The following is a 19,182-nucleotide window of genomic DNA, read 5'->3' as shown; positions in this document are numbered from 1 at the left end:
GAACTGACCGAACCCCGACCGACCTCTCGGAGGACGCCCCGTGACCACCGCCGCAGACACCGTGCTCCAACCACTACTCGCGGCGGACCCGGGTGCGCCCCTGGTCACCCACTACGACCTCGCTGCACCCTCGCGGATCGAGCTGTCCGTGGTCTCCACGGCAAACTGGGCCGCCAAGATCGCCGGTCTGCTGCGGGACGAGGTCGCGGTCGCGCCCGGGGACGTGGTGGTGTGCGACCTGCCCGCCCACTGGCTCACCGCCGGGGTCCTCCTCGGCGCCTGGTGGGCCGGGGCCGAGGTGCGGACCGGGCCGGCCGAGGACGCCGTGGCGGTGATCACGACCGCCGACGGCGTGGACCGACACCCCGCCGAGGTCGAGACACTGCTCATGACCACCGACCCGATGGGCCGCCCGTTGGGCGCGGCGGGCGTGGCCGTCCCCCGGGGGTCATCGACCTGGCCGAGTCGTGCCGGATACACCCGGACGCGTTCGTCCCCTCCGGGCGTGGGGAGGCCGCGCTCGACGGCCAGACGGTGGAGGACCTGGCGGACCCGGCACTGGTCGGCCGGGCGCTCGTCGCCGGCCGCGAGCGAGCCGACGCTCTCACCGTGCTCGCCCGGGTCTTCGCCTCCGGCGGTTCCGCCGTCCTCGTCACCGGTTCGGACGCGGATGCGCCCGACGTCGCCGACGTGGCCACGACGGAACGGACCACTCTCACCCTCTGACCGGTCGCCCCCGGACGAGAAGATCCGCCACCCACGCGCCGGATCCGCTCCCCGCGAGGGGGTGGCGGATCCGACCTCGCGAGCGGCGGATCGGCGGGGTTCGGTGCTCAGGCCCGCCCGGCTCAGGCCAGCAGCTGACGCGCCATGACCATGCGGTTGATCTGGTTGGTGCCCTCGTAGATCTGGGTGATCTTGGCATCGCGCATCATGCGCTCGACCGGGAAGTCACGGGTGTACCCGGCGCCACCGAAGAGCTGCACCGCGTTGGTGGTGACCTCCATCGCGACGTCCGAGGCGAACGTCTTGGACGCCGCGGCCATGAAGCCCAGCTTCTGTCCGCCCGGTGCGCTGCCGCGCTCGGCGTTGGCGGCGGCGGTGTACACCATCAGACGCGAGGCCTGGACCTTCATCGCCATGTCGGCCAGCATGAACTGCGTGTTCTGGAAGTCCGAGATCGCCTTGCCGAACTGCTTGCGCTCCTTGGTGTAGGCGATCGCCGCGTCGAGCGCGCCCTGCGCCAGACCCACGGCCTGGGCACCGATGGTGGGGCGGGTGTGATCCAGCGTCTGCAACGCGGTCTTGAATCCCGTGCCCGGCTCGCCGATGATCCGGTCACCGGGGATCCGGACGTTCTCGAAGTACAGCTCCGCGGTGGGTGAGCCCTTGATCCCGAGCTTCTTCTCGGTCTTGGACACGCCGAATCCCTCGTCCTCCGCGTGCACCATGAACGCGGAGATCCCGCCGGGCCCCTTCTCCGGGTCAGTGACGGCCATGACGGTGTACCAGGTGGACTTGCCGCCGTTGGTGATCCACGCCTTGCCCCCGTTGAGGATCCAGTCGTCTCCGTCCTGGCGGGCGCGGGTGCGCATGGCCGCGGCGTCGGACCCCGCCTCGCGCTCGGACAGCGCGTAGGAGGCCATGGCGCCCTCGGCGATACCGGGCAGGACCTTCTGCTTGAGGTCCTCGTCGCCGGCGAGGATCAGGCCCATGGTGCCGAGCTTGTTGACGGCCGGGATCAGCGACGAGGAACCGCAGACGCGCGCGACCTCTTCGATGACGATGCAGGCGGCGACGGAGTCAGCGCCCTGTCCGCCGTACTCCTCCGGCACGTGGACCGCGTTGAACCCCGAGGCGTTGAGGGCGTCGAGCGCCTCCTGCGGGAACCGCTCGTTCTCGTCGACGTCCGCGGCGTGCGGCTCGATCTCCTTCTCCGAGAGCGCGCGGATCGCCGCGCGGAGCTCCTCGTGCTCCTCCGCGGGCTGGTACAGGTCGAAGTCGGGGTTACCGGACATGTGCGGTCCTCCAAGAGGGAATCGTCAGTGTTGATCGCGCGGCGGACACCGTTCGGGGCACCTCCCGGCGATCCCGACGGCGCCACTTCTCCGCCGTTCTCGCCGCGGGGCCTGACGTGCCGCGCCCGACCACCCAAGTTACCAGTCGGGCACCGTCCCCCTTGCCCGGGCGGCGGGGCCCCGCCGACCAGACTCGCCGGGACTCGGGCGGACGGGATCCCCCGGGGCTCAGCCGAGCAGTCTCTGGCGGAGCGCGGCGTCCTTGCGCTCGACCATCGCCTCCAGATCCGCCTGGAACCGCTCCATCCGCGACCGGAGCTCCGCGTCGGAGGCGGCGAGGATCCGGACCGCCAGGAGCCCGGCGTTGCGCGCACCGCCTATCGACACGGTGGCCACGGGCACCCCGGCCGGCATCTGCACGATGGACAGCAGCGAGTCCATCCCGTCGAGGTGCTTCAGGGGCACCGGGACACCGATGACCGGCAGCGCGGTCGCGGAGGCGACCATCCCGGGCAGATGCGCCGCGCCACCGGCACCCGCGATCACCACCCGGATCCCCCGCCCGGCCGCCGAGCGGGCGTAGTCCAGCATCTTCTGCGGGGTCCGGTGCGCCGAGACCACCCCCACCTCGAAGGGGATGCCGAACTCGGCCAGGGCCTCCGCTGCGGCCTCCATCGTCGGCCAGTCCGAGTCGCTTCCCATGATCAGGCCGACCTGCGGCCCACCGGATGGTGTGGTCATTGCGATGCCTCTCCGTCGAAAGGAAATGGGGTCAGCGGTCGAAGTCCCCGACCGGCGGCCCCGTGTGGGGTTCCCAGCCGTCAGCCCATTCCCCGTGGGAGAGCCAGTGGGCGGCGTGCTCGGCCACCGCACGCACCGTGTCCACCTGCTCGGGGTCATCCGGGTCGATACCGGGGTCGGCGAGCACGTTGACATGTCCGATCTTGCGTCCGGGCCGCTCGGACTTGCCGTAGAGGTGGACCTTGGCGTGGGGGAACCTGGCCCCGAGGTGGTGGACCCGTTCGTCCATGCTCATCTCGGGCGTCTCCGCGGCACCGAGGACATTGGCCATCACGGTCACGGGGGCGGTCGGGACGGTGGATCCGAGCGGATAGTCGAGAACGGCCCGCAGGTGCTGCTCGAACTGACTGGTGGTGGCTCCGTCCATGGTCCAGTGCCCGGAGTTGTGCGGACGCATGGCCAACTCGTTCACCAGCACTCCCGGGCGACCGTCGGAGCCGATGACCTCGAAGAGCTCGACCGCCATCACCCCGGTCACGTCGAGGTGCTCCGCCAGGCGTAGAGCGGTGGCCTGCACCGCGGACCGGAGATCGTCGGGCAACCCGGGGGCGGGTGCCACCACGACGGCGCAGATGCCGTCCCGTTGCACCGTCTCCACCACGGGCCACACCGCACCCTGGCCGAACGGCGACCGCGCGACGAGCGCGGAGAGTTCCCGTGTCCACGGCACCCGCGCCTCGGCCATCATCGGCACTCCGGCGTCCAGCTGCTCCTGCGCGATCCGCTCGGCCTGCTCGACCGACTCCGGCATCCACACACCACGACCGTCGTAACCGCCGCGCGCGGACTTGAGGACGATCCGCCCCTGTTGTTCGTCGTGGAAGCGCCGCACGTCCTCGACCGAGTCCACGGCCGTGAACGGCGGGACGGGTGCGCCGATCTCCGCGAGCGCCCGACGCATGACCAGCTTGTCCTGGGCGTGGATGAGTGCCGAGGCCCGGGGCCGGACCGCGACCCCGGCGGACTCGAGTTCCACCAGGATCTCCGGGGGGACGTGCTCGTGGTCGAAGGTCATCACATCGGCGCCGGCCGCGACACCGCGGACCGCGTCGGGGTCGTCGTGGGCGCCGATGACGACGTCGGGCGTCACCTGTGCCGCCGGATCCTGCGGGTCGGCGGCGAGCACGCGGAGGGTCTGGCCGAGAGCCACCGCCGACTGGTGTGTCATGCGGGCGAGCTGGCCACCCCCGATCATCGCCACGACGGGCGAACCGAGTGGATTGCGGCGGATGCGCGAGTCGTCGTTCACGGGGTCCATGTTCTCACGTACGGGCGCCGGGTCACCGACGCCCCGGCAGGCCCCAGCGGGAGCGCGGCGGGGCGACGGATGGCCCGGGCGGGGGGACGGGCGGCAACCGGAGCAGTTCGTCGTAGACCGCGGCGTGGACTCGCGCCACACCGGGGACGTGGTCGATCTCCACCGGCGGCAGGTACCCGCACTCGAGGATGAGGCACCCCGTGCCCAGCGCCCGGTCGGTGAGCGTGTGCCGGAACCGCACCGCACTGATCCGGCGCAGTGGCACGTCGACACACCGTCGTGTCGACCCCGCCGGCCGGTAGAGCACCCGCTCGTCGGTCACCACCAGATCGGTGCGCGCCCACCGCAGCGCGGGCCACAGGCCGAAACGCAGGACCACGAGGAGGTAGACCCCGGCCACCATCGCCCAGGTGGCGGCGCGGTCGCCGGCGTGGACCACCTGCGTCTCGATGAATCCCCCGGCGATCCCGGCGAGACCGGCGCCGATCACCGTCACCAACCCGGGACGCACGAGCGCCCGCCAGTGCGGGTGACTGTGGACGAGCAGCGTCTCCCCCGACGCGAGAACCGAACGGACGAACCCCACGGGTCAGCCGCCCCACCGGTCGTCGGCGGGGCGGACGTGGGTGACGTCCCCGGCGGCCACCGCCACCTCTCCCTCCGGGGTGACGACGACGAGGCGGCCTTCCCTGTCGACACGATCGGCCCGACCGGTCCGGACGACGTCCCCCGGAAGGAGGACGCGCACCTCGGCACCGAGCGTCGAGCAGGCGTCCGAGTACTCGGCCAGCAGCTCGTCCGAGATGGTCGACCCGCTCCCCCTCTCGCATCCGCGCCACTGTTCGTGCCGGCGTGCCAGGGCCTCGAGGACCGCCCGCGCGACGGCGTCGCGGTCGGTGACACCACCGGCGAGAGCGAGCGAGGTGGCGTGCGGGATGGGCAGCTGTTCCCGGGTGAGCGTCACGTTGATCCCCAGACCGACCACCAGCGCCGGTAGTCGGAGGTCGAAGTCGCCCTCCGCGGGCACGGTCGTCATCTCCGAGAGGATCCCCGCGATCTTGCTCCCGTCGACGAGGACGTCGTTGGGCCATTTCAGGGTGGCGTCCACCCCGCCCGCGGTCACCAGACCGTCGCGAACGGCCAACCCCGTGACCAGCGGAAGCCAGCCGAACAGGGCGGGCGAGACCGCGCCGGGACGCAGCAGGACGCTGAGCGCCACCTGCGTCCGCGGCGGCGCCGTCCACGTCCGCCCGAGTCGTCCCCGACCGGCGGCCTGGTACTCGGCCAGGAGCACACTGCGGTCCGCCGCACCCTGTACCGCACGCTCGATCGACTCGGCGTTGGTCGAGCCGGTCTCCTCGAGCACCTCGAGTGAGGTGTAGGGCGCGTCCGGCGTCCCGACCAGCGCACGCCGGAGGGCGTCGGCGTCGAGTGGGCGCGGGGATCCGGGTCCGGTGTCTGCGTGCACGAGGACCAGAGTAGGTCCGAACCCCGCCCGACGGCGCCGCCGGTGCGGGGCAGTATGCCGGGTCACGTCGTCACGGATCCGGCCGAGTCGTTAGAGTCTTACAACATGACGACTGCCTCAGAACCGGACGTGAGTGACGACGTCCCGACCGACGCTGCGACGCCCGACATCCACACGACCGCCGGGAAACTGTCCGAACTGCGTCGGCGCCTCGACGAAGCCCGTGCCCCGATGGGACAGGCCGCGATCGACAGGATGCACGACAAGGGTCTGATGACGGCCCGCGAGAGGATCGAGAACCTCCTCGACCCGGGTTCGTTCGTGGAGATCGACGCCCTCGCCCGCCACCGCGCCACGACGTTCGGCCTGGCCGAGCGCCGGCCGCTGGGAGACGGTGTCATCACCGGGTACGGCACCATCGACGGCCGCAGCGTCTGCGTGTTCTCGCAGGACGCCACCGTCTTCGGCGGTTCTCTCGGAGAGGTCTACGGTGAGAAGATCGTCAAGGTCATGGACCTGGCGCTCAAGACCGGACGCCCGATGATCGGTATCAACCACGGCGCCGGTGCCCGCATCCAGGAGGGTGTGGTCTCCCTCGGTCTCTACGGCGAGATCTTCCACCGCAACGTCCAGGCGTCCGGGGTCATCCCCCAGGTGTCCCTGATCATGGGCCCCTCCGCCGGCGGCCACGTCTACTCCCCCGCCCTCACGGACTTCACCGTGATGGTCGACAAGACCTCGCAGATGTTCGTCACAGGTCCTGACGTCATCAAGACGGTCACCGGGGAAGAGGTCACCCAGGAGGAACTGGGGGGCGCCACCACCCACATGACCAAGTCCGGCGTCTCCCATTACACCGCGAGCGACGAGCAGGACGCCCTCGACTACGTCAAGGACCTGCTGTCCTACCTCCCCAGCAACAATCGTGCCGAGGCCCCCCGGTTCCCGGTCCCGCCGATCGAGGGCGCGATCGAGGACAACCTCACCCTGGACGACCACGAGCTGGACACGATCATCCCGGACTCCTCCAACAGCCCGTACGACATGCACGAGGTCATCTCGCACATCGTCGACGACGGCGAGTTCCTCGAGACCCAGGCGCAGTACGCCATGAACGTGATCGTGGGCTTCGGCCGGGTCGAGGGCCGCAGCGTCGGTGTGGTGGCCAACCAGCCCACCCAGTTCGCCGGCTGCCTGGACATCAAGGCGTCCGAGAAGGCCGCCCGCTTCGTCCGCACCTGCGACGCCTTCAACATCCCCATCCTCACCCTCGTCGACGTCCCCGGCTTCCTCCCGGGTACCGGACAGGAGTTCGACGGGATCATCCGCCGCGGCGCGAAGCTGCTGTACGCCTACGGTGAGGCCACCGTCGGCAAGGTCACCGTGATCACCCGCAAGGCCTACGGTGGGGCCTACGACGTCATGGGCTCCAAGCACATGGGCGCGGACATCAATCTGGCGTGGCCTACGGCCGAGATCGCGGTGATGGGCGCGTCGGGGGCCGTGGGGTTCGTCTACCGCGACCAGCTCAAGCAGGCGGCGGCCAACGGCGAGGACGTCGACGCGCTGCGCCTGAAGCTCCAGGCCGAGTACGAGGACACCCTCGTCAACCCGTACGTCGCCGCCGAGCGCGGGTACGTCGACGCCGTGATCCCGCCGTCGCACACGCGCCTGCAGGTCGCCCAGGCACTCCGCCTCCTCGACCGCAAGGTCGTCGAGGTGCCCGCCAAGAAGCACGGGAACATCCCGCTGTGACCGCCGCAGAGCAGCAGGACCCGGTGGTGGGCGCGGGCGGGGACGCGACGACGGCACCGGCGGAACCGTTCTTCCGGGTCGTGCGCGGCAACCCCACCGCGGTCGAGGTCGGCATCCTGTCCGCCGTCCTGGCGACCGCGCAGGGCAACGCCGTCCACGAGGGCGAGTTCCCCACGGGCATCAAGGACGACTGGGGGTCTTACGAGGAGCGACTGCGGCCGCCGTTCGGGTACAACCCCACGTCGTTCCTCAACCGCCGCCAGTACTGAGCCCGGCCCCCCTGGCGACATCCCACAGCCGCCCCCGACCCTGCACGCCCGCGCGCACCGACGCGCCGGCACGAGTGCAGCGGTGGGGGCGGCGGCGGTTTCCGCACCCCTTCACCACCGCGCCCACCCGCCGCCACACGCACCGTCGCCCCGCCGCGGGGGTCCGCGGCCGTGGCTACGCTGGGCCCATGATCAGAGTCGTCCTCGCCTCCGCCTCCCCGTCCCGCCTACGGATCCTCCAGCAGGCCGGGGTCGACCCGCTCATCCGCCACCCCCAGGTCGACGAGGACGCGCTCCAGGCCGCTCTCGCCGAGGGGACCCCGCATGTACGCGTGGTGGAGGAACTGGCCCGGGCGAAGGCGCAGGACGTCCTCGACCGTGAGGGCGAGTCGCTCGCGGACGAGGCCCGGGGGGCCGGGGCCGACACCCTCGTCGTCGTGGGCTGCGATTCGATGCTCCTGGTCGACGGTCGGCTCGAGGGCAAGCCGCACACCTACGAACGGGCGATGGCGCGGTGGCAGAAGATGCGGGGTCGTCACGGGGTCCTCATCACCGGCCACGCCGTCGTGCTCGCCGACCTCACCGGGGACGGGCCCCTCGTCGTCACCGGGCGAGCGACCGACACCTCCGACACCACCGTCCACTTCGGCGCTCCCTCGGACTCCGACCTCGATGTGTACCTCCGCACCGGCGAACCCCTCGAGTGCGCGGGCGCCTTCACCATCGAGTCGCTCGGCGGGTGGTTCATCGACCGGATCGACGGCGACCCGTCGAGTGTCATCGGACTCAGTCTTCCGCTGTTGCGGCGCCTCCTCGAGGACGCCGGGATACATGCACACCAGGTGTGGCGGCCTGAGCTTCGCGCCTGAACAGCAGGTCAGAGAGGCCGAGTCCCGAAGCACCCGACCCCACGGAGCAGCTCACGGACCCCCAATCCCACACATGAGGGGGGCCTCTCATTAGACTGCTGGAGAATATCGGTCCCCCACCGGGCGCACCGGTCTAAGAGACGTCCATCACCAGGAGGCCCTGAGTGCCCAGTCATGCCAGCTCTCACATCACCAAGGTCCTCGTCGCCAACCGCGGCGAGATCGCCGTCCGTGTGATCCGCGCGGCGAAGGACGCCGGCCTGGCCAGCGTGGCCGTGTACGCCGAGCCCGACGCCGACGCCCTCTTCGTCAAGCTGGCGGACGAGGCCTTCGCCCTCGGAGGCACCACCTCCGCGGAGTCCTACTTGGTCTTCGACAAGATCCTCGACGCCGCCGCCAAGTCCGGCGCCGACGCCATCCACCCCGGGTACGGATTCCTCTCCGAGAACGCCGACTTCGCGCAGGCCGTCATCGACGCCGGCCTGATCTGGATCGGCCCCCCGCCGAACGCCATCCGTGACCTCGGCGACAAGGTCACCGCGCGGCACATCGCCGAGCGGGCCAACGCGCCGATGGCGGCCGGCACCAAGGACCCCGTCGCCAATGCCGACGAGGTCGTGAAGTTCGCGGAGCAGTACGGCCTGCCCATCGCCATCAAGGCCGCCTTCGGCGGCGGCGGGCGCGGGATGAAGGTCGCCCACGAGATGTCGGAGGTCGCCGAACTCTTCGACTCGGCCACCCGTGAGGCCACCGCCGCCTTCGGCCGCGGCGAGTGCTTTGTCGAGCAGTACCTCGACAAGGCCCGCCACGTCGAGGCGCAGGTGCTCGCCGACCAGCACGGCAACGTCGTCGTGGCCGGCACCCGCGACTGCTCCCTCCAGCGCCGCTTCCAGAAGCTCGTGGAGGAGGCCCCCGCCCCGTTCCTCACCGACGAACAGCGCAAGCGGATCCACGACTCCGCCAAGGCGATCTGCAAGGAGGCCGGCTACTACGGCGCCGGCACCGTCGAGTACATGGTCCAGGGCGACACCATCTCCTTCCTCGAGGTCAACACCCGACTCCAGGTGGAGCATCCGGTCACCGAGGAGACCGCGGGCATCGACCTGGTCCTGCAGCAGTTCAAGATCGCGGAGGGCGAGGTCCTCGAGTTCACCGAGGACCCGACCCCGCGCGGCCACGCGTTCGAGTTCCGCATCAACGGTGAGGACGCCGGCCGTGGCTTCCTGCCCGCCCCCGGCACCATCACGGCGTACCACGAGCCCAGTGGGCCGGGTGTCCGCGTCGACTCCGGAGTCGAGCAGGGCGACACCATCGGCGGCCAGTTCGACTCGATGCTCGCCAAGCTCATCGTCTGGGGCGAGGACCGCGACCAGGCGCTGGCACGGTCGGCCCGCGCGCTCGCCGAGTACACGGTCGAGGGCATGGCCACCGTCATCCCGTTCCACTCCCACGTCGTCGCCAACCCCGCCTTCGTGGGAGACGGGAAGGGCTTCGACGTCTACACCAAGTGGATCGAGGAGGAGTGGGACAACCCGATCGAGCCGTGGAGCGCCACCGGCGCCCCCGCCGACGACGACGAGCCGGTCGAGCGGAAGAAGGTCGTCGTCGAGGTGGACGGCCGTCGCGTCGAGGTCTCGCTGCCCGGCGACCTCGCCTTCGGCGGATCCCATAACGGTGGCACCGTCCGCCGCAAGGCCAAGGCACGCACCCGTGGTGGGGCCGCCGGTGCCGCCGCCTCCGGGGACGCCGTCTCCGCCCCGATGCAGGGCACCGTGGTCAAGGTGGCCGTCGAGGAGGGCCAGGAGGTCAAGACCGGCGAACTCATCGCCGTCCTCGAGGCCATGAAGATGGAGAACCCGGTCACCGCGCACAAGGACGGCGTCGTCACCGACCTCTCCGTGGACGCCGGAGCCGCGGTCACCCAGGGCACGGTGCTCTGCGAGATCAAGTGATCCGCTGACCCCACCCGCATGAGACGTCGGCGCCGCCCACCCGGGCGGCGCCGACGTCTCATGCGGGGAGCGCCGTCAGGACTGCGTCCCTCCCCCGCGGGGTTCGTGCCCGGTCAGCCCGGGTGGTCGACCACCGGTTCGGCGACGGCGGGATCGACGGTCGCCTCCACCAGGAACTCGCGGATCTCGGGGACGCCGCGAAGGAAATGATCGGCTTCGTCGTCGGACTCCGTCACCTGGCTCGCCCGCTCGGCCTCGACCCGTTGCTCGAACATCCGGACCTCCCGCTCGACGCGGTCGGGACCCCAGTCCAACACTTCCGCCATGAGTTGGGCGACTTCTCGAGCACAGGCCACGCCTCCGTGCTGGTACTCCATCGAGATCCGGGTGCGGCGCACCAGGACGTCCTCCAGGTGCAGCGCGGACTCCGCCAGCGCGGCGTAGACCACCTCCACCCGCAGGTAGCGGTCGGCGCCGACGAGGGATTCCAGCAGATCCGGGCGGTCCGCAGCCAGATCGAGCACGTCCTCGAGGAGCGAACCGTACCGACCCAGCAGGTGCTGGACCTGTTCCTCCCTGATCTCGTAATCGTCCGCGATCCGGTCCGCGCGGTTGACCATCGCCGGGTAGCCGTCGGCACCGAGGAGCGGGATGCGATCGGTGGTCGAGGCCGGAACGGTCTCCGCGCGCTCGGGCCCCAACTCGGCCACCGCGGCGTCGACCGCATCAGCCGCCATGACCCGGTAGGTGGTGTACTTGCCGCCCGCCACCACCACGGCCCCGGGTGCCGCGCGCATCACCGCGTGTTCCCGTGAGAGCTTGGCGGTCGAGTCGGCCCCGCCCGAGAGCAGGGGGCGAAGGCCCGCGTACACGCCGCGGACGTCGTCTCGATCGATCGGGGTGGTGAGAACGGCGTTGACGTGTCCGAGGATGTAGTCGATGTCCGCCCCCGTCGCCGCCGGGTGGGCCAGGTCGAGTTGCCAGTCGGTGTCGGTCGTGCCGATGATCCAGTACTCGCCCCAGGGGATCACGAAGAGCACTGACTTCTCGGTCCGCAGGATCAGGGCCGCCTCGGAGTCGACCTTGTCGCGGTCCACCACGATGTGAACCCCCTTCGAGGCACGGACCGTGAAACCGCCCACCTCCCCCAACATCTCCTGCAGATGGTCCGTCCACACCCCGGCCGCGTTGAGCACCACCTCGGCGCGGACATCGGTCTCCGCTCCGCTCTCGGCGTCGCGGACCCGCACCCCGGTCACCCGGTCGCCGTCCCGCAGGTACCCGATCACCTGGGTGGAGTTGGCGACCACCGCACCGTGGAGCGCCGCGGTCCGGGCGAGGGTGAGGGTGTGACGGGCGTCGTCGACCAGGGTGTCCCAGTACCGGATGCCGCCCACCACGATGTCCTCGCGAAGACCGGGGGCCAACCGGTGCGCACCCGCGCGGCTGTAGTGCTTCTGCGGCGGGACGCTCTTGGCGCCGCCCATGAGGTCGTAGAGGACGAACCCCGCGGCCATGTAGGGGCGTTCCCAGAACCGGCGGGTCAGCGGGAACAGGAACTTCAGGGGCTTGACCAGGTGCGGGGCCAGTCGGGTCATGCTGAGTTCGCGCTCGTGGAGGGCCTCCGCGACGAGCCCGAAGTCGAGTTGTTCCAGGTAACGGAGCCCCCCGTGGAACATCTTGGAGCTGCGCGAGGAGGTACCGGCGGCGAAGTCGCGCGCCTCCACCACCGCCACGCTCAGGCCGCGCGTCGCCGCGTCGACGGCGCTGCCGGTGCCCACCACGCCCCCGCCCACGATCACGAGGTCGAAGGACTCCTCGGAGAGCTTCCGCCACGCCTCGACCCGGCGTTCCGGGCCGAGTACGGACCTGGATCTGTTCGTGGGCATCGTGCTCCCTCCGGGGCCGGGTATCGGATTCCGGCCGGTCGCGCCCGACTCTACGCCCGGCCGGACGTAGTCTGGCGACGTGACGCGTAACACCTTCATCCTCGCGATCGACCAGGGGACCACGTCCTCGCGGGCCATCCTCTTCGACCACGACGGCCTGCCGGTGCCCGCGGCGACCGCCCAGGTCGAACACCGGCAGATCCTGCCCCGGGCCGGATGGGTGGAACACGACCCGTTGGAGATCTGGGAGAACGTGCGCACCGCCATGGCCCAGGTGGCCGGCCACGCCGATCTCGAACCGGCACTGGTGAGCGCGATCGGGATCACCAATCAGCGGGAGACCGTGGTGGTGTGGGAGCGGGAGACCGGCGAACCGGTGTACAACGCGATCGTCTGGCAGGACACCCGGACCTCCGGGATCTGCTCCCGGTTGGCCGCAGCGCACCCGGACGGAGACGACCGGTTCCGGGACGCCACCGGACTGCCCCTGTCCACGTATTTCGCGGGTCCGAAGATCCGCTGGATCCTCGATCACCTCGATTCCGAGGGGCGGCGGGGCACGGAGCGGGCCGAGGCCGGAGAGCTGTTGGCCGGGACCATCGATTCGTGGCTGGTGTGGAACCTGACAGGTGGCCGCCGCGGCGGCACCGACGGCGAACCGGCCCTGCACGTCACCGACGTCACCAACGCCTCGCGCACCCTGCTCATGGACCTCCGGACCCTCGACTGGTGTGACGAGCTCTGCCGCGAGATGGGGGTGCCGCGGGCGATGCTGCCCGACATCGTGCCGTCCTCGGGGGTGATCGGTCACGTGACCGAGCGACGAATGTTCGGCGGCACCCCCATCGCGGGGATCCTCGGTGATCAGCAGGCCGCCATGTTCGGCCAGACCTGCTTCGACCCCGGCGATGCCAAGAACACCTACGGGACCGGCGCGTTCCTCCTTCTCAACACCGGCACCACGCCCCAGTTCAGTGACAACGGTCTGCTCACCACCGTCTGCTACCAGCTCGGGGACGCCGACCCCGTGTACGCCCTGGAGGGCTCCGTCGCGATGGCGGGCTCGCTGGTGCAGTGGCTGCGGGACAACCTCGGGGTGATCTCGAGTGCCGAGGAGACCGAGGATCTCGCCACATCCCTCCGGGACAACGGCGACTGCTACCTCGTGCCGGCGTTCTCCGGGCTCCTCGCCCCGCGGTGGCGTCCGGACGCGCGCGGGACGCTGGTGGGCCTGACGCGGTTCCACACGCGAGCACACCTGGCGCGAGCCGCGCTCGAGGCCACGGCCTTCCAGTCCCGCGAGATGACCGACGCGATGGCCGCCGATGCCGGTGAGACCGCCGACGCGCTGCGCGTCGACGGCGGGATGGTGGTCAACGACTACCTGATGCAGTTCCAGGCCGACATCCTGGGCATCGACGTGATCCGACCCGAGGTCACCGAGACCACCGCACTGGGCGCCGCGTTCGCCGCGGGTCTCGCGGTGGGCCAGTGGGACTCCCCCGACCGGCTCCGCGAGTTGTGGCGGGAGGACCGGCGATGGCAGCCGCGGATGGCCGAGGACGAGCGCGCACGCCTGTGGGGTCGGTGGAACGACGCCGTCGAACGGACCCTGGGATGGGCGGCCACGGAGAGCTGATCAGCCGGGGGTCGGCGGCCCGGCGTGGAAGACGGCGGGCCGCGAGGGCGTCACCTCCACCCGGTCCCCCACCTCGACGATCCGGCCGCCCGAGACGGGGACCGCGAAGCTCTGCCCGGTCCCGTCGAAGCGCATCCGGACCAGGGTCGACGCGCCGACGAACTCCACGCCCGTGCACACTCCGTGACCCTCTGCTCCGACCCGTCGGACCGCCAGGCTCTCGGGGCGCCACAGGACGGTTCCGTCGCCGTGCGCGGGCGAGTCGAGCGGGACGGTGCCGATCGCGGTCTGCGCGACCCCGCCGTCCGCGGCGGCCGGGAGCAGGACGACCTCTCCCGCGAGCTGGGCGACCTCACGACTGACCGGGTGATAGTAGAGCCGTTCGGGAGTGTCGACCTGGGCGAGACGACCGTCGATGAGCACGGCCACCCGGTCAGCGGTGGCCAGCGCCTCCGCGCGGTCGTGGGTGACGAGGACCGACGTCGCGCCGGACTCCGCGAGCAGCGCCGAGACCTCCGCGCGGACCCGCCCCCGTAGGGCGGCGTCGAGAGCGCTGAACGGCTCGTCCAGGAGGATCAAGCCCGAACCCGGGGCGAGAGCTCGTGCCAGCGCGACCCGCTGCTGCTGACCGCCGGACAGTCGGGAAGGGCGGTCGTCGGCGCGGTCCGCCAACCCGACGAGGTCCAGGACCTCGCGCACCCGGGCCGCGCGTTCCCTCCGGCTCCGCCATCGCGCCAGCGGGTCGACCGGCACGAGTCCGAACCCGACGTTCTTGGCCACCGACAGGTGCGGGAACAGGGCGCCCTGCTGGGGGACCAGACCTATCCCGCGATGTTGGGCGGGCAGCGGGTCCACCCGGCGACCGTCGACGAGAATCCGCCCCGCCGAGACGGGGTGGAGCCCGGCGATCATGCGCAGGACGGTGGTCTTACCCGACCCGGAGGCACCGAGGACGGCCAGCGCCTCGCCCGAGCCCACGGTCAGATCGAGGTCTCGGACCACGGTGGCGCCGCCGTAGCCCCCGGCGACCCCCCGGAGCTCGAGAACGCCACCGGGGCGTCTGTCGCCCGTCATGTGGCACTCACCTGGGTCTCCTCCGAACGAGCCGAGATGGCCGCCCGGGCCGGTACTCCCCGCCCGGACCCGCCCGTACCCCACCCGAAGGACCGGCCGAGCACCACGGCGGGGATCACCGCCACGGCCACCAGCATCGCGGCGTAGGGAGCGGCCTGCGAGTAGGCCGCCACCTCCGTGTGGGACCACATGGCGGTGGCCAGGGTCTGCGTCCCCGTGGGGCGGAGTAGAAGGGTCGCGGGGAGTTCCTTGGCCACGCTGAGGAACACCAGGCTCCCCCCGGCGAGGACGCCCGGCATCGACAGCGGCGCGACCACGCGGACGAAGGTCCGGAACCGGCCCGACCCCAGCGCCCCCGAGGCGTCCTCGAGGGCGGTCGGTATCGCGCCGATCGCGGACCGGACCACTCCCACGGCGAGCGGGAGGAACAGCACCACGTATCCGAACACGAGCATGGGGACCTGCTGGTACAGGCCGGGAACCAATCGGATCCCCACGAACACGACGGCCAGTCCGACCGTGATACCGGGCAGGGCGAAACCGATCTGGGCGACCGCCTCGGTGGTCCGGGCGAGCGGGCCGTCCGACCGCGCCGCGAGGATCCCGATGGGAAGGGCCAGCACGATCGTCACCAGCGCCGCGATGCCGGACACGCCCGCGGTCGTGGCCGCGGCCGAGAGGACCGGATCCCACGAGACGTCGACCTCGGCGGCGGCCCGCACCCACCGGACCAGGCCGACGAGCGGGGCGAGAACGCCGCCGGCCAGGACCACCCCCACCACCAGCAGCGCCGGCGGCATGAACCGTCCGAGCCGGACGCGGTCCGGGAGAGAGTCCACCCCGGCGCCGACCCTCGCCACCTCGCCCCGTCGGGCCCGCCGCTCTCCCACCATCACCACGAGCGCCACCAGGATGAGCACACAGGCCAGGACCGCCGCGGGCACCCTGTCGAACGAGGCCCGGTAGCTGTGGTAGATCCCGACGGTGAACGCGTCGAACCGCAGCATGGCCACCGCTCCGAAGTCCGAGAGCGTGTACAGGGCCACCAGGAGCGCCCCGGCCGCGACCGCGGGCCTGATCTGGCGCAACGTCACACCGAGCACGGCCCTGACCGACCCGCGGCCCAGCGTCCGTGCGACCTCCTCGAGACCGGGGTCGACGCTCCGCAGTGCCGCGGCGGCGGGGAGGTAGACGTACGGGTAACACGAGATCGTCAACACGACGACCGACCCGGGCAGACCGAGGAACCGTGGGAAGTCCGCCACCCACAGGTAGCCGAGGACGTAGGACGGCATGGCGAGCGGCACGCAGAGCAGCGCTCCGATCAGCGGCGCACCGGGGAGATCCGTCCTCACCGTCAGCCACGCCAGGGTCACGCCCACCACCACACTCGCCGCGGTGACCAGCACCACCAGCACGACGGTGTTGACCAGCAGTTCGGCGGACCGACCGGACCGGACCACCTCGAGGGCGTAGGCCGGGCCACGTTCCCCCGCACGGATGAACAGATAGACCAGCGGGATGAGGGCCGCGGAGCACGCCACAGTGGCGGCCGCCCCGAGGAGGGGGCGGCCGCCACGCAGACGGGGACGGGCGTCTATGGCGGAACCGTCAGATCATGCCCACGCGAGTGAGCATCTGCTGGGTCTGCTCGAGCCCGTCCAGGTCCCCGAGATCGATATCGGGCCCCCCGAGGGACTCGAGTGGGGGCAGACCGACGGCGTCCGAGGTGATGCCCGGCACGACCGGGTACTCGCTGTCCTCCTCGAGGAAGTAGAGCTGGGACTGCTCCCCGAGGAGCTCCTGGACCACCCGGAGCGCGTCCTCCTGGCGGTCCGACGAGGCGAGCACACCGACGCCGGCCACGTTGACCAGCGCACCGGGATCGCCCTTGGTCAGGTAGTGCACCCGCGCCCGCATGTTCTCCTCGCCCTTCTCCTGGGCGGTGTTGTACCAGTAGTAGTGATTGGTCAGTCCGAGCTCGACGTCGCCGGTGTCGGCCGCCTCGAGGAGCGCCACGTTGTTGTCGTAGGTCTTCGGCTCGTTGGCCAGGAAGTCGCGGAGCCACTGCTCGGCCGCCTCGTCGCCGCGGTCGACCCGCAGTCCGGTGACGAAGGACTGGAACGAGGCGTTGGTGGGGGCGTACCCGACCTTGCCCCTCCACTCGGGCTCGGTGAGGGCGTCGATGGTGTCCGGGACCTCGGACTCCTCGAGCACCTCCGAGTCATAGACCAGCACGCGGGCGCGCAGGCTCGTCGCGACCCAGGTCCCGTCGGTCGCCCGGTACTGGGCGGGGACCTGCGCGATCGTCGCCTCGTCGAGCGGCTCGAGCAGACCCTCCTTGGACAGGGCGCCGAGCGCACCTGCGTCCTGAGAGAAGAAGATGTCGGCGGGGCTGGCCTGGCCCTCCTCCGCGATCTGGGCGGCCATCTCGGGGGTGCTCGCGTACCGCACCTCGAGGTCGATACCGGTCCTCTCCCCGATCTGCGCCAGCAGCGGGCCGACGAGGTTCTCGCTGCGGCCCGAGTAGACCACCAGCGCATCGGAATCGTCTCCGGCACCGTCCGTGGTGCAGGCCGCCAGCCCCACCACCAGCGAACCGACGGCGGCGAGCGCGGCCAGGCGGCGTCGCATCATCAGGGTTCCTCCCTCACAGTCCCGGTGCCGCGTCGCCGACACCGGGTGTGAGCTTAGCCTAAACTTATTCGAGGCTTCACCCCGGTCCACCCGCCCCGGATCAGTCCAGGTCGTCGTGCCGCATGAGCTGGCGCGCGGCCTCCGTGATCGACCCGGTCATGGAGGGGTAGACGGAGAAGGATCCGGCGAGGTCGCCCACTGTGAGCTGATTCCGCACGGCAACGGAGACGGGCAGGATGAGCTCGGACGCGGTGGGGGCCACGATCACCCCACCGATCACCACCCCGGAGGCCGGTCGGCAGAAGAGCTTCACGAAACCGCGGCGGAGGCTGCGCATCTTCGCGCGGGGGTTGCCCGCCAGCGGGTACACCTCGACTCGGGCGGGGACCTCCCCGCTCTCGATCTGCGCGTGGGAGATGCCGACGGTGGCGATCTCGGGTCGGGTGAAGACCGCCGATGCGACGGTGCGGAGTTTGATGGGACTGACCCCTTCGCCCAGCGCGTGGTACATCGCGATGCGACCCTGCATCGCCGCCACCGAGGCCAGGGGGAACAGATCGGTACAGTCCCCAGCGGCGTAGATGCCGGCGGCGGTGGTGCGGGAGACGCGGTCGACCTTGATGTGCCCGCTGCGCTGGACCTCGATGCCGGCGCTCTCCAATCCCAGGTCACCGGTGTTGGGTACCGAACCCACGCACATCAGGGCATGCGACCCCTTGACGGTCCGGCCGTCGCCCAGTCGGACGATGATCCCGTCCTCGTGGTGCTCGACCGCGTCCGCGCGGGCGTGCTTGACCAGAGCGACGCCACGCTCGCTGAGCGCCTCCTCCAGCACCAGCGCCGCGTCGGCGTCCTCGTGGGGCAGGACGCGGTCGCGGCTGGAGACCATGGTGACCTTGACGCCCATCTCCGTGAACGCGGAGACGAACTCGGCACCGGTCACACCGGACCCCACGACCACCAGATGCGAGGGGAGCTCGGTGAGGTCATAGAGCTGCCGCCAGGTCAGGATCCGCTCCCCGTCCGGCTCCGCGCCGGAGATGATGCGCGGATTGGAACCGGTGGCGATCAGCACCACGTCCGCGTCGAGGATCTTCTCCTGGCCGTTGTCCAGGGACACGAGCACGCGGTGCGAGGCCATTCCCGGCCGCGAATCGTGCAGCCGCGCGGTACCCGACAACAGCCGCACGCCCTCGCGCTGGAGCTGGGACCTGATGTCGGCGGACTGGGCGCGGGCCAGTGACTTGACCCGGCCGTTGACCTGGCCGAGCCGGTAGGCGGTGGGGTCGAAGTGCATCTCGACGCCCATCTCCTCGGCGCGGCGCATGTCCGTGCGCACGCCCGTGGTCGCGATGAACGTCTTGGAGGGCACGCAGTCGGTGAGCACGCAGTTACCGCCGATCCCCTCGGCGTCCACGATCGTGACATCCGCACCGTACTGGGCGGCCACCAGGGCGGCCTCGTAACCGGCGGGACCGCCGCCGATGATGATGATGCGCTGCGTCACAGGTGGTCCTCCACGGGTCACGGGGTCGGGGCCGGGCGCCGCGGGC

Annotated in this window: 16 protein-coding genes; 6 read left to right on the top strand and 10 right to left on the bottom strand. The window is 71.0% G+C overall.

Features of this window, described 5'->3' with window-relative positions; genetic code table 11:
* Positions 1–40: 40 nt before the first annotated feature.
* Positions 41–874 (top strand): TIGR03089 family protein, encoded by an 834-nt coding sequence (locus tag CT688_RS04510; RefSeq protein WP_234414846.1) that lies wholly within the window; start codon positions 41–43, stop codon positions 872–874.
* Here CT688_RS04510 and CT688_RS04505 read toward each other — a convergent pair.
* The 5 genes from CT688_RS04505 to CT688_RS04485 all read right to left on the bottom strand — a co-directional run bounded on the left by CT688_RS04505 (position 849) and on the right by CT688_RS04485 (position 5,545).
* Positions 849–2,018, bottom strand: a complete 1,170-nt coding sequence (locus tag CT688_RS04505) for an acyl-CoA dehydrogenase family protein (protein ID WP_107755927.1) — start codon at positions 2,016–2,018, stop codon at positions 849–851. The genes CT688_RS04510 and CT688_RS04505 overlap by 26 nt on opposite strands.
* Positions 2,019–2,246: 228 nt before the next feature.
* Positions 2,247–2,759, bottom strand: coding sequence for a 5-(carboxyamino)imidazole ribonucleotide mutase (gene purE / locus CT688_RS04500; protein ID WP_107755926.1), 513 nt, complete (start codon positions 2,757–2,759; stop codon positions 2,247–2,249).
* Positions 2,760–2,790: 31 nt separating this feature from the next.
* Positions 2,791–4,077: a 5-(carboxyamino)imidazole ribonucleotide synthase gene (locus CT688_RS04495; RefSeq protein ID WP_107755925.1), complete on the bottom strand. Its 1,287-nt coding sequence runs from the start codon at positions 4,075–4,077 to the stop codon at positions 2,791–2,793.
* Positions 4,078–4,099: 22 nt separating this feature from the next.
* A complete protein-coding gene (locus CT688_RS04490) occupies positions 4,100–4,663 on the bottom strand; it encodes a PH domain-containing protein (RefSeq protein ID WP_107755924.1) in 564 nt (187 codons plus the stop codon).
* 3 nt (positions 4,664–4,666) lie between these two features.
* A complete protein-coding gene (locus tag CT688_RS04485; RefSeq protein ID WP_107755923.1) occupies positions 4,667–5,545 on the bottom strand; it encodes a biotin--[acetyl-CoA-carboxylase] ligase in 879 nt (292 codons plus the stop codon).
* A gap of 105 nt (positions 5,546–5,650) precedes the next feature.
* On the opposite strand from CT688_RS04485, the gene CT688_RS04480 reads away from it, so the two are divergent.
* The 4 genes from CT688_RS04480 (at position 5,651) to CT688_RS04465 (ending at position 10,390) form a co-directional block, all read left to right on the top strand.
* Entirely contained in the window at positions 5,651–7,300 is a 1,650-nt protein-coding gene (locus CT688_RS04480) for an acyl-CoA carboxylase subunit beta (RefSeq protein WP_107755922.1), read from the top strand.
* Positions 7,297–7,569, top strand: coding sequence for an acyl-CoA carboxylase subunit epsilon (locus CT688_RS04475; protein ID WP_309230148.1), 273 nt, complete (start codon positions 7,297–7,299; stop codon positions 7,567–7,569). Before CT688_RS04480 ends, CT688_RS04475 begins: the two co-directional genes overlap by 4 nt.
* Positions 7,570–7,757: 188 nt before the next feature.
* Entirely contained in the window at positions 7,758–8,438 is a 681-nt protein-coding gene (locus CT688_RS04470; RefSeq protein ID WP_107755921.1) for a nucleoside triphosphate pyrophosphatase, read from the top strand.
* A gap of 164 nt (positions 8,439–8,602) precedes the next feature.
* Positions 8,603–10,390 (top strand): acetyl/propionyl/methylcrotonyl-CoA carboxylase subunit alpha, encoded by a 1,788-nt coding sequence (locus tag CT688_RS04465; RefSeq protein WP_107755920.1) that lies wholly within the window; start codon positions 8,603–8,605, stop codon positions 10,388–10,390.
* 113 nt (positions 10,391–10,503) lie between these two features.
* Here CT688_RS04465 and CT688_RS04460 read toward each other — a convergent pair whose 3' ends face one another.
* Positions 10,504–12,279 carry a glycerol-3-phosphate dehydrogenase/oxidase gene (locus tag CT688_RS04460; RefSeq protein WP_107755919.1) on the bottom strand — a complete coding sequence of 592 codons (1,776 nt, stop codon included), beginning with the start codon at positions 12,277–12,279 and terminating at the stop codon, positions 10,504–10,506.
* Between the two features lie 79 nt (positions 12,280–12,358).
* Here CT688_RS04460 and glpK point away from each other — a divergent pair, with 79 nt between their 5' ends.
* A complete protein-coding gene (glpK, locus tag CT688_RS04455; protein WP_107755918.1) occupies positions 12,359–13,918 on the top strand; it encodes a glycerol kinase GlpK in 1,560 nt (519 codons plus the stop codon).
* On the opposite strand, the gene CT688_RS04450 is transcribed toward glpK, so the two are convergent.
* The 4 genes from CT688_RS04450 to CT688_RS04435 form a co-directional block, all read right to left on the bottom strand.
* On the bottom strand, positions 13,919–14,992 hold the full coding sequence (locus tag CT688_RS04450) for an ABC transporter ATP-binding protein (protein WP_107755917.1): 1,074 nt from the start codon (positions 14,990–14,992) through the stop codon (positions 13,919–13,921). It lies immediately after the preceding gene.
* A complete protein-coding gene (locus CT688_RS04445; protein WP_107755916.1) occupies positions 14,989–16,536 on the bottom strand; it encodes an iron ABC transporter permease in 1,548 nt (515 codons plus the stop codon). Before CT688_RS04445 ends, CT688_RS04450 begins: the two co-directional genes overlap by 4 nt.
* 67 nt (positions 16,537–16,603) lie before the next feature.
* A complete protein-coding gene (locus CT688_RS04440) occupies positions 16,604–17,629 on the bottom strand; it encodes an iron ABC transporter substrate-binding protein (RefSeq protein WP_107755915.1) in 1,026 nt (341 codons plus the stop codon).
* Positions 17,630–17,729: 100 nt separating this feature from the next.
* A complete protein-coding gene (locus CT688_RS04435; RefSeq protein ID WP_107755914.1) occupies positions 17,730–19,136 on the bottom strand; it encodes an NAD(P)H-quinone dehydrogenase in 1,407 nt (468 codons plus the stop codon).
* Between the last annotated feature and the right edge of the window lie 46 nt (positions 19,137–19,182).

The sequence above is a fragment of the Dietzia sp. JS16-p6b genome, from assembly GCF_003052165.1.
Classification (GTDB): Bacteria; Actinomycetota; Actinomycetes; order Mycobacteriales; family Mycobacteriaceae; genus Dietzia.
This window is presented reverse-complemented; position numbering and strand designations above follow the sequence as displayed.